The organism is Burkholderia sp. LA-2-3-30-S1-D2, assembly GCF_001523915.2.
Classification (GTDB): Bacteria; Pseudomonadota; Gammaproteobacteria; order Burkholderiales; family Burkholderiaceae; genus Burkholderia; species Burkholderia diffusa.
Genome location: NZ_CP013385.1, coordinates 395067 through 409185 on the forward strand (window position 1 = coordinate 395067; position 14119 = coordinate 409185).

8 protein-coding genes are annotated in these 14119 nt (G+C 64.1%); all 8 read right to left on the reverse strand.

Annotation, left to right across the window (positions count from 1 at the left end; translation table 11 throughout):
* Positions 1-349: 349 nt before the first annotated feature.
* A protein-coding gene (locus WS66_RS30870; RefSeq protein WP_108064606.1) for an IS3-like element IS407 family transposase occupies positions 350-1470 on the reverse strand; the annotation gives its coding sequence in 2 pieces (ribosomal slippage) (positions 350-1212 and positions 1212-1470; 1122 coding nt in all).
* A 65-nt stretch (positions 1471-1535) separates the two neighbouring features.
* Positions 1536-3104: an ATP-dependent nuclease gene (locus WS66_RS30875; RefSeq protein WP_082728907.1), complete on the reverse strand. Its 1569-nt coding sequence runs from the start codon at positions 3102-3104 to the stop codon at positions 1536-1538.
* Positions 3105-3317: 213 nt separating this feature from the next.
* Positions 3318-3842, reverse strand: a complete 525-nt coding sequence (locus WS66_RS30880) for a hypothetical protein (RefSeq protein ID WP_059600859.1) — start codon at positions 3840-3842, stop codon at positions 3318-3320.
* Positions 3839-6511 (reverse strand): LuxR C-terminal-related transcriptional regulator, encoded by a 2673-nt coding sequence (locus WS66_RS30885; protein WP_059600861.1) that lies wholly within the window; start codon positions 6509-6511, stop codon positions 3839-3841. The genes WS66_RS30880 and WS66_RS30885 overlap by 4 nt, the downstream gene beginning before the upstream one ends.
* Before the next feature lie 242 nt (positions 6512-6753).
* The gene (locus WS66_RS30895) at positions 6754-8751 is read right to left on the reverse strand and encodes an acetoacetate--CoA ligase (protein ID WP_059600866.1); all 1998 of its coding nucleotides are present in this window, start codon (positions 8749-8751) and stop codon (positions 6754-6756) included.
* Positions 8745-9599 carry a hypothetical protein gene (locus WS66_RS30900; RefSeq protein WP_059600869.1) on the reverse strand — a complete coding sequence of 285 codons (855 nt, stop codon included), beginning with the start codon at positions 9597-9599 and terminating at the stop codon, positions 8745-8747. Before WS66_RS30900 ends, WS66_RS30895 begins: the two co-directional genes overlap by 7 nt.
* Positions 9600-9721: 122 nt before the next feature.
* Positions 9722-11968, reverse strand: coding sequence for a hydantoinase B/oxoprolinase family protein (locus WS66_RS30905; RefSeq protein ID WP_059600967.1), 2247 nt, complete (start codon positions 11966-11968; stop codon positions 9722-9724).
* Positions 11969-11982: 14 nt separating this feature from the next.
* Positions 11983-14112, reverse strand: coding sequence for a hydantoinase/oxoprolinase family protein (locus WS66_RS30910; RefSeq protein ID WP_059600872.1), 2130 nt, complete (start codon positions 14110-14112; stop codon positions 11983-11985).
* Positions 14113-14119: the final 7 nt, after the last annotated feature.

Consider the following 14119-nt stretch of genomic DNA (forward strand, 5'->3'; position numbering starts at 1 on the left):
AGGTACGCCTGCGCGGCGAGCATCATAATGCATGTCCGGCGAGCGTGGGGATGGTGCGCAGCATCGCGCGAGACCCACCCAGGTATGGGGGGCGAATAGCAATTCAACTTGACATAATTAACATGATCGAATTTTGTGATTGTAGCGGCTAAGTTGTAATGTCCGCTTCTGGCTAAGTTCAAATGAGTGCTCCGGAGCAAAACTGTGTGGTTTTGGCCGGTTTACATCTCAACCGCATAGATTTTCGACCCTCCATCTCAACAGCATACTTTTTTGCGGACGAAAAAATCATACATCTCAACTGACCTGCCCCCTTCAATAGGGCCAATGGGCTTCTAGCAAAGTCCTGTTAAACCAGCTCCTGGAAAGCGGCAGGAGCATCCGCGGTTGCCCGGTGTTTCGCCGCAAACTCTGACGGCGCAAGGTAGTTCAGTGCGCTGTGCGGCCTTTGCTCGTTGTAGTCCTGACGCCATGCCGCGATGACAGCCCGAGCGTGCGCGAGCGTCGTGAACCAGTGCTCGTTAAGGCATTCGTCGCGGAACTTGCCGTTGAACGATTCGATGTACGCATTTTGCGTTGGCTTGCCCGCCTGAATCAACTTCAGCGTGACGCCGTTCGCATATGCCCACTGGTCAAGCGCGCGGCTCGTGAATTCGGGTCCCTGGTCTGTTCGCACCGCCTTGGGATAGCCACGGAAGCGAGCTGCACGGTCCAATGCCCGAGCGACATACAAGCCTGAGATGCCATGGTCGACGACGATGTCGACAGCCTCTTTCGTGAAGTCGTCGACGACGGTCAGGCACTTCACGCGACGGCCGTTGGAAAGCGCATCCATCACGAAATCGATTGACCACACCTCGTTGGGCGCGCCCGGCAATGCCAGTTGCTCGCGCTCAATCATGACGCCATGGCGCTTGCGACGGCGCCGCACAGCCAGCCCTGCCTCACGGTACAGGCGATAGATGCGCTTGTGATTGGCGTGCGTGCCTTCGCGCTCCACCAGGGCGTGCAGTCGACGGTAGCCGAATCGACGACGTTCGTGTGCCAATTCCACCAGACGCGCCGCTAGCAGCTCATTCTCGTGGTCCGGCTTCGCGTCGTAATGCAGCACGCTGCGAGAAAGCCCGACAAGCCGGCAGGCGCGGCGCTCGGAGATATTGACCTTCTCCCGAATCGCCGACACTGCTTCGCGTTTGGCTTGCGGGCTCAGGGCTTTCCCTTGACGACGACCTTCAACGCTTCCATATCGAGCATTGCTTCGGCCAGCAGCTTCTTCAGCCGGGCATTCTCCACCTCGAGGTCCTTGAGCCGGCGGGCTTCCGAGACTTCCATGCCGCCGAACTTCGCGCGCCAGGTGTAGAACGACGCGTCACTGAACCCGTACTTCCTGCACAGTTCCTTGACCGCCATACCGGCTTCGGCTTCCTTCAGAAACCCGATGATTTGCTGTTCCGTAAAGCGCTTCTTCATGTCCGTCTTCTTCTCCGAAAACGAACTTTACTAGACTCCGGCTGGCCCTGTTTGTAGGGGGCAGGTCAGGCGAGCGCTGGCCGCAGTGCGAGATCGTATTCAAGTGTCCAATTGTCGGCAATGAAAACATCGACAGGGTCTCCAACGTCGCGCCGCAACGCCTTCATCCGTGCCTCGATTTCGTCTTGCGTCAACTCATTTTCGGTCTTGCGTGCGCCAACAAGACCCTTCGCTTCAGCTGGAGGGATATCTCGATCTGGGATCAGAGCCACAGGCACCGCGATCGCTGCACCAGCCTTACGTTGCAAGATGCGACTGTATCGGAACAGACCACGATGTCCAACGTTTACGATGGACACACCATGGCGACTAAGCGGCCGGCCGAGCTTCTCGGCAAGCGTAGGCAACAGTAAGCTTTCTCCGTCTCCCTCGACAACGATCAAGGCGCGGGCAAAAAATAGGTTGGCCTTGGTCGCATCAAGAAAGCGACGGAGGAATTCATAGTCGGTTACGTCGAGCCGGGTATGCTCCATGCCGAGAGGAAATGCCCGATGTCCGATGACGATCGTCATGGTCTCCAGTTCGGCGCCGGCCGCGAGCTGCGGGCTATGAGTCGTGAGCAAAACCTGAATCTGTTGACCGGGCGGACCGTCCGCAGCTTCGGCTTTACGAGCCCTATCCGCGAGCACCTCCATGAAAAGCGCCTGATGCTGCGGGTGTAAATGCGCCTCTGGCTCCTCAATCAGAAGAAACGGCACTTGGTCAGGATGCGATTGGAGCAACAGCAGTTCGGCCGCCATGAACAAGAGATTGTTGTAACCTAATCCGCGCTGGACGCGTTCGGCACCCGTCTTGGCGTTCAGATAGAGTTCGAACCGCTCGAGGATTTGATCAAAAGATCCGCCCGCGCCGAGATCTAGCGTCGCCACGAGTTGGTCATCCACAAACGACAACTTGTCGAGAAAATCCGTATTAACGCTTCGAGCAACGCCATCAACAGCTGGGTTTTCTCTAATGGCCTTGGCCGCTGACGCCAACGTATCGTGGAGGGTGGCACCCTGCCCTTCATCGGCGGGCTTATTCTGGGAACCCATAGATGGCATGGCACCAAGGATGCGTGACAGCCTGGATCGTCGACCCGCGCGCATCTCTCGCTCGGCGTCACGAAGTGGTTTGAGATAGGTGGCCTTGAGGTATTCTCTCAGGTCACCGTCGAGCGGTAGGCCTTCGCCATCCACGCCAGCGCGATGTTGACTGGCGACAACGGTGCCGCCACCCGGCGAAACTCGCCGTGATCCTCGCAGACAGACATGGAGTCGTAACTTACCCTTGTCGTTCGTGCACCATTCTAGAAAGCGCGCCTCTTCATCAGCGTTAAGACTGTCGAAAGTGCAGCGAACGACGAAGTCGGATCCGCGGGTGCCGTCCGCGCCAATATGGAAGTCATATTCGTCCGGACGGATATAGTCATCTCCGCGCGTCCAAAGAACATAACGAGCAGCGTCCACAATTGCGCTCTTGCCCGCATCGTTTGGCCCTACCAGAATATTGAGGCCGGGTGAGAGTTTCAGTTGCAACGGGGCGTTCGGGCCGAAACATCGAAACCCGCTCGCATATATTTCAGAAATGAACATTACGTTGCTTTCCTACTAAAGAGGTAGGTCTATGTCGGCGAGGCCCGATAAGGTCGACCAACAGGACGTTTTACTTCGGTACGATAACAACGTGCACGGTAACTTACCATCTGGACCGCTGACCAACTACGCCCCTGGGCACATCGCAAACAGAACGGTTGCGAGCCCGGAACCGGGCGCCAATCTGCCCGCCTCTCGGGCCGTCACCACGATCTAGAGATCGTTGACCGCGGCGACCCACTCCGAACGGCCGATCTCGAGGCGCCGGAGAATCCGGCATGCCAGGAAAGACGGGATCGTTGGATTCAGACCGTAATGGCTGCCAAGTCGAAATGTGTGTGCTCCCGCTCTCAACAGTTTCTTCTCCGATCCTTGCCCTTGCACAACCTCGACGCCGCACGCCCTGAGGATCTTGAAGAATCGGCTTTTGCGAATCTGAGGCAGGGCGTGAGTCGTGATCTGCATCGTTTCGTCCGAACCCTCGCTATCACTCGATAGTTGCAGGTCTTCCCCCTCCTCCCCGCGCACTTCTTCCAGCCAAGCAGCGTGGGTCGCGATCTCACCAGCTTCGATCTGGTCCGGCTCGAGCACGAATTCGTCGAGATCTGACGCACGCCCGGACGTGACACGGTGGCGGGCATTTTCCGCCGCACTCTCCCGTGCCGCGATAGCCCTCGCTGACGTACCGAAGAGGACGGCCACGCAACCCGCCTGGCCGTCCTCTTCGCCTTGTTTCACCGCAAGTCGAGTTGCGCCTTGAGAATCGCCTGCGCGCGATTCTTGACGTCCAGCTTCAGGTACACGTTCTTCAGATGAAACTTCACGGTGTTTTCGGAAAGAAACAGCTTCTCCGAAATCTCGCGATTCGATGCGCCGCTGCACAGCAGCCGCAGGATTTCCTGTTCGCGCTGCGACAAAGCGCCGTACCACGCCGCCGTGTGGGAACGTTGTTCCGATGCTGCCTGCGCCGTATGCAGCATCTCCGCGTCGGGCGCCTGGTCGAGCAACGCGACCAGTTCCGCGCCTTCGTCGAGCAACGCGCGTCGGCAGCCGCCGGCGCTCGCGGTTTGGCGTAAGCCCTGCAGCGTTCGCAGCGCGAGCCGCGTATGCCCCTGCCGATGCTGTAGCAGTGCCTGCAGCACGTGCAGCTTGACCGACAGCAGCGGCCGGGCCGGCGTGATCGCCAGCGCGGCTTTCAGCAACTCGCCGGCCCGGTCGAGTTGCTGCCGGAACAGCGCGAGCCGGATCCGTCCCAGCAGCCGCCCGCTCAGCATCTCGGTGATCGGAATCCACACGGGGTCAGACGGCGACGCGTCGTCCGTCACGTGCTGCAGCAGCGCATCGACACGCGCCGCATCGCCGCTGCGCCCGGTAAAGTAAAGCCGCTCCCACGCGATCATCTCGCGCACGCCCGACCACTGGCTCTGAAAGCTCAGGCGCTCGAGCGTGTCGAGCGCGTCGCGTGCCTGGATCATCCGCCCCCGGGCCGCGTGGATGCGCGCGATTGAGACCATCGACAGCGCGATGAATTCCGGCACCGCCGCAAGCGCAATCTCGTCCTCGAACTGGGTCGCAAGCCGCTCCCCGATGTCGAGCGCATCGGCTTCATAGCACGCCCAGATCCGCGATGCCGCAAGCGCCACCGCCGCCATGCCGCGATTCACGTAGGGCCACGGCCGGGTGCCCGACGTCGCGCGCGGCGCTTCGGTCGCGAGCCTCGGCTGTCCGCTGGTGACCTGCAGGATGCAGCGCAGCGCGAGCGTGTAGCCCTGGCTGAACGCGGCCTGTGCATGATCGTTGTGGCTGTTCGCCAGCACGAGCATGTGGTGGATGTCTTCCTCGTTCCACGTCGCCATCGCGCTGAACGTCAACAGGTTCGCTGCCGCGCCCAGTTCGAACGCCTCGAAGATGTCGCGTGCCGGCTGATGCAGCACCGGGATATTCGCGAGACGCGCGGCGCCGCGCAGGTCGTTGTTGAACATCGTCGCCATCGCCAGCACGACGTCCGGATTGTGCGTGGCGCCATCATGTTCGCGAGCGCGCGTCTCGTCGAGATACGAGAGAAGCGGATGCGTCGGGCTCCCGCGACGCAGGAACACGATCGCCCACGCGACCTTGATCGCGAGACTCCGGTTGCCGAGCACCTCGTTCAACGGCAGCCGGTCGAACCAGTACGCCACCGTGGCCAGCTCCGCGCCCGCGATCAGCCGCGAGGCCCATTCGTCGAGCGTGCGCACTGCAAGCGCGTACTCACGCGCCTCGACCGCGTGATACATCGCTTCCTCGGGCACGCCATGCCGCAAGTACCAGTGCGCCGCGCGCCGGTGCACGTCGAGCACACCATCGGGATCGTCCTTGCCGAGACGCTCGGACAGGAAGCGCGCAAACAGGCTGTGATACCTGTACCAGCCAGGATTGCCGTCGAGCGCCTCGAGAAACAGGCCGTCCTGCTCCAGTCGCTGCAGCACCGCGTCTGCGTAATGCGCGCCGGTCACCTCCGTGCACAGCGATCCGTTCAGGCGCCGCAGCAACGATGTTTTCAGCAGGAACACCTGCGCGTCCGGCGGCTGCAGCGACAGCGTGTTTTCCGACAGGTAGCGCACCAGCTCCAGCGGCCCGCAATCGCGCATCTCGTCGACCGTGTGCCACGGATTGCCGCGCGCAAGCGCAAGCTTGAACAGCTGCAATCCGGCTGGCCAGCCTTCGGTGCGCGCCTGCACGAACGACGCGATCTCCGCGTCGAGCGCCTCGTCGTCCGACGCGGTCATGAACTCGACCGACTCCGCCGGCGAGAAACGCAGGTCCTCCATCCGCAGCACCAGCGCCTCCTCGGCGACGAGCAGCGTGCTCACGCCGATGTCCGGCAAATTGCGCGACCCGATATAGATCCGGCAGCGGCCCGGCAGCGCGCGCAACAGGTCGCGCAGGAACCGCAGGATCGCGGGATCGCGAATCCACTGGAGATCGTCGATGCACAAGCCGATCGGGCCGGGAATCTGCCCGAATCGATCGAGCACCCAGTCGATCATGTTGTCGGTCGTCGCCGGCGACTGCTCGGGCGCGGGGCCGCCCGCGTCGGCCACCATCTGCGTGACCAGCGCGATGAAGTACGTTTCGAAGCGGCGCGGATCGTTGTCGTTCTCGTCGAGCGTCAGCCACCCGATCGTCCAGCGCTTCGCGGTGCCGATCTCCATGATCTGCCGAAGCAGCGTGGATTTGCCGCTGCCGAGCGGCGCGTGCAGGATCACGACGTGCGGCACGCCGAGCCGCGTCACGCGTTCGAGCAACGCGTGGCGCACGATCGCGCCGCGCCGTGCGGCGGGTGGCGAAAACTTGTGCTCGCGCAGGTCCACGCCGTCATGACGCACGCTGCGCTGGATCGCATTTCGGGAAACGGTCACGATCATCCGGGTGAGGGGTCGGGTCGCTCATCGTGCCGCATTCACGCGGCAGCTTCAAGCCGTGGCATCGCCTTCGGGTACCGCACCTGCGTCCGGCAGCGGCGACGTCCACCCGCCCACCCGGGAAAACGCGGAGAACGCCGCGAACGGATTACAGCAGTAAGGTCGCAGGCACGCCGCCGATGCGTGCGCCGCGGGTTCGTCGTCGCCGGGCACCGCGGCCGCTTCGGGGAGCGAGGCATTCGCGGTCATCGCGGCACCTCGGCGGCAAACGCGACGTAGGCATCGAGCGCGGCCGGATTGGCCATCGCGTCGCGGCTCGCCGCCTGCTCGACCGGACGCCCCATCAGGATCTTGCGCACCGGCACCTCCATTTTCTTGCCCGTCAGCGTGTACGGTATCTGGTCCATCGCGACCATCGTGTCCGGCACATGGCGTGGGCTGCATAGCGTGCGCAGCCGCTCGGCGATGCGCGCACGCAGCGTGTCATCGAGCGTTTCGCCATTGCGCAGCCGCACGAACAGCGGCATGAAGAAACCGCCGCCTGGCAATTCGCAGCACACGACCAGGCTGTCGGCCACCTCGTCGATCTCCTCGACGACGCGATAGATCTCCGCCGAGCCGATTCGTACACCGTATCGATTCAGCGTCGAATCCGCACGCCCGTAGATGTAACAGCCGCCGTCGCGCGTGATACGCATGAAGTCGCCGTGCCGCCATACGCCAGGAAAGGTTTCGAAGTACGACTCGCGATAGCGCGCGCCGCCGTCGTCGTTCCAGAAGAAGATCGGCATCGACGGGGCCGGCTGCGTCACGACCAGCTCGCCTACTTCGTCGACGACCGGCTGCCCGTCGTCGTTCCACACGTCGACTGCCATGCCGAGCATGCGCGCCTGGATCTCTCCCGCGTGGACCGGCAGCGATGGCACCGCGCCCACCAGCCCGCTGCACAGCTCGGTGCCGCCCGATTGCGACGTGACCCACAAGTCCTGCTTCACGTTGCGGTAGAACCATGTGAACGTCTCGGGCGTGCTCGGCGCACCCGAGAGCAGCACGCTCCTGAGCGCCGACAGGTCGAACTGCCGCCCGGGCTCGATACCCGATTTCTCCATCATCTGCACGAAGGTCGGACTGCCGCCGAAGCAGGTGGCGCCGGCGTCGGCCGCGAGCCGCCACAGACACTCGGGGCCGCCGTGCATCGGGCTGCCGTCGTAGAGCACGGCGGACGCGCCGGTCAGCAGCGAGGCGACCAGCAGATTCCACATCATCCAGCCGGTCGTGCTGTAGAAGAACATCACGTCGCCCGGGTGCAGGTCCAGATGCAGATGCATCAACTTCAGGTGCTCGGCCAGGATGCCCGCATGACTATGCACGATCGCCTTGGGCAAGCCCGTGGTACCCGACGAGAACACGATCCACAGCGGATGATCGGCGCCGACCCGCTCGAAGCGGAACGTATCGGCCGGCACGTCGGGGCCGGCGAGCAACGCGTCCCATGCGTGCACCGCGCACGGCAGCGCCGTCGCTTCGACCGGAATCGCACCTGCCACGTTTGGCAGCCAGACGAGCGTCTGCAGCGACGGCAGCGCCCGCGCAATCTCGGCGACCTCGCGCCGTCGATCGAATACCTTGCCGCCGAAGTGGTAGCCGTCGGCGGCGATCAGCACCTTCGGCGCGATCTGCTGGAAGCGGTCGACGACCGTGCGCACGCCGAAGTCGATCGCAGCCGACGACCATATCGCACCGATGGCGGTCGTCGCGAGCATCGCGACCGCGCACTCGGGCACGTTCGGCAGATACGCGACAACGCGATCGCCCGGCACCACACCGAGGTCGCGCAGGCGCGTCGCGAAGCGCCGCACCTGGCTCCCGAGCTCGGCAAGCGACATCGTCTGCAGCGCTCGCGTTTCGGAAGCGAAATGAAAGGCAGGCGCCGCACCGGCATGCGCGGCATTCTGCAGCACATGCTCCGCGTAGTTCACGCGCGCATCCGGAAACCAGCGTGTATGCGGCATCGGCGCGCCGTCCGTCACGCGTCGCGCCGAGCCGTCGTACTGCACGCCGTGCCATTGCCAGATCGACGCCCAGAACGCGTAAGGCTCGCGCACCGACCAGCGCCATAGCGCGTCGTAGTCCGCGAATGCCAGATCGCGATCGGTCGCGAGCCAGTCGAGATAGCGGGCCAGATGGGAGCCGCGCACGGACGTCTCGCCGGGCGTCCAAAGCAGTTCGCCTTCGTTCACCATGTCAATCGCCTTTCATTTAAGAGCGCGAGCCGTTCGAGAACGGTCTCCGGATGTGCCGCAGCGGGAATCTCGGCCACGTCGAACGCCTTGGGTTCCGGCGCCGGCAGCGCACCGTCTTGCCAGAACGTGTCCGGCACGACGATACCGGCCGTGCCGGGCCCGCATCGCGTCGGCGCGATCGTGAAATCCGGCCCCTGGCCGTCGGCAAGCGTCACGGCCGCCGGCCATTGCATGCCCCATTCCCAGCCGTAATGCGTCGCGACGTTCGCGACGGGTTGATACAGTTCGAGCCACAGCGCGGTTTCGTCGGCCTCCCAGGTACGCGACTCGTGCAGCAGTACCGCATCGACGCCCGCCGTCGCGAACGCCCGCAGGAAATCCGCGATGCTCGACGCCGCCGCATCGGCGGCATCCTCGTCGACCTCGCCGTGCGGCGAACCGCCTGCCGACGCAAGCGCCCGAGCCGCCCAGTCGCGTGGAGACGGCAGCGCGAGTGCGAAGATCGCATCGGGCAACGCCGCGCGCAACGCGCCCGCCAGCGCAGCCGCATGCTCGCGCAGCGGCGTGCTCGCGAGACAGGCCTTCAGCGGCAGATGCGCGCGCTTCGTGTTCGCAAACATTGCATCCTGCAACGCCGTGTCGCGCGTCAGCCATGCGGCGGCAAGCTCCGCCAGCGGCAAGGTGAGCACGTCCGATCCGAGCAACCTGTGCGCCTGGCGTGCCCACGCGATGCACGCGGCACTGTCGAGCCAGGGCGTGCTGCCGCCCGCGAGCAACGGCACGCTGTAGCCAGCGTGATCCAGCCAGAGCGGCCGGCGTACCCGCGCGGTATCGATGAGTCGAGACATGATGCCTTCCAGTTCAGCATGAGGCCGGGTGGCCGTCAATCACGCGACCGCCGCCCGTCCTGCAGGGAAAAAACGTTCGGCGCGGCAACTCACGCCCGCCGCGCCTAGGCCGTTGCGCCGGCTTATGCCTGCGCCGCCTTGTCTGACAGCTGCGCCTCCAGTTCCGCGATGCGGACATCCTTCGGATCGAGCATGAAGGCGCCCTGAATCGCGTCCGCCGGCATCCTGACGCGCTGGCCCAGCGTCGTCGCGTAGATCTCGGCGCGGTCGTTCCAGCTGCCGAAGTACGGCAGCGTCGCGGGCGGTTCCGGTGTCACCCAGGCGTCGCAGAACGCGTCGAACGGCTTGCCGCGCGCAATCCGTGCGAGCCGCTCGGCCGCCCGCGCTTCCGCCGTCGCCTCGACATCGACGACGAGCGTCTCCTCGTCGTAGGCGACCTTGTAGATGTCGCGCGCGTTCTCGTGCGACATCAGCTCCTCCCGCAAGTCCTTCATCACGAGCGCCGGATCGCGTTCGAGCACGTCGCCATAGCCGCCGCCCGAGCCTTGGCAGATCATGTAGATCTCGCCCTCGTTGCAGATCTCGAACGTCATGCCCATGTCGTGGCTGCTGTACTGCGCACCCGGAATCGGCCGCTTGTTCATCAGCTCGACGATGTCGAACGTGTCGACCGCCTTCGGGTTCTCCTCGAGCACCTTGAAGATGTTGATGCCCTTGATCTTCATCAACTGGTAGCTCGGGCACGAATAGCCGCCGAATAGCCCCTGCGCCGACGGAAACTTCGAGCCCTCGCAGCCGGTCATGAAGCCCCACAGCCCGGAACCGCGCGCGGTCGCGATCTGCTCGTAGCCCATCCCGCCGCGATACTTGCCCCAGCCGATCCGGTCCTTCGCGAGCCGTTGCGCACCGAGGCGGATGATCGGCGTGTCCTCTTCCGCGATCTCGTGTTCGCCGGTGTCGCACATGAAGCCGAACACGGGCGAGATCGAATGCTCGCCGTCCGCGTGGCTGCGCGCGCCCTGCCCGTTTCCGTTGATGTCTGCGCAGAAGTTGCCGGTCACGTCGCCGTGCTGCGTCAGGCCGCCGTAGATGAACGTCGCCGCCTGGTCGTACTGAGACGCGATCACCGCCGAATAGCGATGCGGCAGGCTATAGCTCAGCTTGTTCATCGGAATCGTCCACACGACGCAGCCCTTGAACAGCGGCATCAGGCTCATCGCCTGCGGCATCTCGCCTTCCGCATCGAGGATCGAGTTGCGATCGGTGATGATCTCGATCGGCGACAGCACGGCCATCGTATGCGGCAGGTCGGGCCAGATGTTCTGCAGCAGGCCCGTGCACAGCGCCGCCTTGAACGACGCGATGTTGGTATTGACCGAACGGTTCATGAACTGCGGTGCCGAGCCGCGGAAATCCATCACCATCCGGTCGCCCTTCACGGTGATCGCGCACGAGATCTTCTGCAGCGCGTTTTCGCGCAGGCTCGAATCCATGAACTGCAGCACGCGCGTCGTGCCGTCGGGCAACTCACGAATGCGGCGGCGCATCTCCGTTTCGACGTCTTCCAGGTGCGTGCGCAACGTGCCGACCAGCGCGTCACGCCCATACTGGTCGAGCAGCGCGATGATCCGCTCGCGCAGGCGCAGCACCGCGTGCAGCTTCACCTTCATGTCCTCGAGCTGCAGGCGCGGGTCGCGCACCGAGTTCTGCAGGAACGTGACGAGGTCGCGCTTCAGCTCGAAGTTCTCGACGATCTTGAACGGCGGCATCTTGATGCCTTCGTCGTACTTGCTCTCGGCCTTGGCCGGCAGACCGCCCGGCTCGGTCGAGCCGTTCTCGCCCTCGTGGATCGTCGACGACAGCCAGCACACGAGTTCGCCCTTGTAGAACAGCGGCATCATCATCGACTGGTCGGTGTTGTGAATGCCGCCGTAGCGCGCGTCGTTGTGGATGAAGCCGTCGCCGTCCTTCACGCCGACCGTCGGGTCGTTCACCCAGTTCTTGATGATGAAGCGGATCGGATAGAAGCAGCACGCGGCGAACGCGATGATCCCGTGTGGCGCGATCATTGACAGGTCGCCCTGCGCGGTGTAGATCGCGGTGACGAGGTCGCCCCACTTCGCGCCCGGCGCCGCGCCCATCTGGTTCACCATTGTGAACGCTTCGGACAGCGCCGAGTTGATCAGCCCGCGCACATGGTGAACCTGGTGCGGGTCGACGCCGCGCTCCAGCACTTCGTTCTCCAGCTTCGAGCGCGGCAGGATGCTGTGATTGCGCATGATCTCGGGATCGGGGCCGAGAAACAGCGTGTTGTCGGCGATGAACTTGTCGAGCAGCGCCCGGTCTTCCGCATTGATGTCGTTTTGCATGTCGATCTCCTTGCTCACTTGCGCAGGAACCACGCGCCGCCCTGGGCCGTCGCCTGATAGATCCAGCCCGGCTCGACAAGGAACGTCGTCGCGCGGGTCGTGATGACGGCCGGCCCTTCGATCTGCGTGCGCTCGGCACGGGCGCGGTCGTCGTAGATGGCGGTGCGTTGCGGCCCGTCGTGCCCGACGAAGTGGCACTCGCGGTAGCCGACCGGCTCCGGCGGCGGCAGCGGGTTGTCGCTGACCGCGAGCTTCGCAAACTTCACCGACGGCTGTTCGACGTACGCGCAAACACGCAGCGTGTTGATCCGCACGCCGGTTTCCGGGCTTTGCGAGCCGTCCCCGAAGCGCGAGCCGTAACTCTCATGGAACAGCTCCATCAGCGTCAGCACGTCGCGCTGCGTCTTCAGGCGCGAGATCGGCGTGACGACAGCCGTCTGCACGCGCTGGTTGCCGTAACGCATGTCGAGTTCGAGCCGGTAGCGGATCTGCGACGGGTCCATCCCCTGCCGCTCCAAATCCTCGCGCCCGCGCCGCTCGAGCTCCTCGACGCCGCGGTTGAACGTGTCGAAATCCAGGAAGAACGATTTCGTGTTCGGGTTGAACAGCACCGTCCACGTGTTCATTTCGTGGATATGCATCTGGTTCACCGTCCCCGCACCGCACGCGGAGAACGTCGACGAATACGGCGGTGCCAGCACTTTAGCGACCCCGAGCGCGGATGCGATCCCGCACGCATGGAGCGGCCCGTTGCCGCCGTATGCGAGCACCGTGAATTCCTTCGGCTCGAAGCCGCGCGTGCGCAATTCGGTGGCGATGCCGTTCGCCATCGACGCATCGACTTGCTTCTTGATCAGCTTGGCGGTTTCGATCACGTCGAGATCGAGCACGTCGCACAGGTCGTCCTGCATTGCCTGCTTCGCGCGGCGCGGATTCAGCGGAATGCGGCCGTTCGCGTAGTTCTTCGGATCGAGATAGCCGAGCAGCAGGTCGGCGTCGGTGACGGTCGGATGCTGGCCGCCGCGGTCGTAACACGCGGGCCCCGGATCGGAGCCGGCCGACTGCGGGCCGATTTCGACCGTCTTGTACATCCGCTCGTAGCGCGCGATCGAGCCGCCGCCCGCGCCCAGCGCGACGAGGTGCACCATCGGCACGCTGACGAGCCAGCGATCGATCACCGGGTTGAAGTCGTAGAACTTCTGCCCGCCCTGCACGACGATCCCTATGTCGAAGCTCGTGCCGCCCATGTCGGTCGCGACGACGTTGCCCAGTTCGGCCGCCGCTGCCAGGTACTCGCTCGCGGCGATGCCCGACACCGGCCCCGAGTGGACGGTCTGCAGCGCATCGGTCGAGTTGAGTTGCGCCATCCCGCCCGAGTTGTGATTGACGAGCATCGGCTTCGTGTAGCCCTGCTGGCGCAGGTTCAGCTCCAGCGTGCCGAGCCCGTGGTACATGATCTGATGCAGGAACGCGTCGATGATCGACGACGTCGCGCGCGAATACTCGCCCTTGCGGCCGACCACCTGGTGCGACAGCAGCATCGGGATCGCGCCGAGCATGTGCGCCGGGTACTCCTCGAGGAAGATCTCGCGCACGCGCAGCTCGTGCACCGGGTTCACGACGCTGTTCGTAAACATCACGACGAGTGCCTGCGCACCGGCGTCGACGAGCTCGCGGATGCGCAAGCGCACGTCGTCCTCGTCGAGCGTCCAGAACACCTGGCCGACGTAGTCGACACGCTCGCGGATCTCGCGGATCAGCGGAATCGCCACGAGTGGCTCCGGGCGTGCCGCATTCGGAATGTCCATCTGCTCGTGTTCGGACAGCCCTTCCCCGTAGCCGCGGGCACGCGACAGCGGCACCGTGTGCTTGAAGCCCGTCGTGACGAGCAGGCCGACGCGCGGGCCCTTGCGCTCGATCAGCGCGTTGGTGCCTAGCGTCGTCGCATAGCGCACCGAATCGACTTCCGACAGCAACTGAGTCGGCGTCAGTTCGAGCTGGCGGCACGCGTCGGCCAGCGAATCGTTGAAGCCGACCGCCAGATTGTGGTGTGTCGTGAGCGACTTGCCTTCGACGCAATGATCGCCCCATGCCACGAAGCAATCGGTGAAGGTGCCGCCAATGTCGACGGAAACACGTTTCATGATCGAA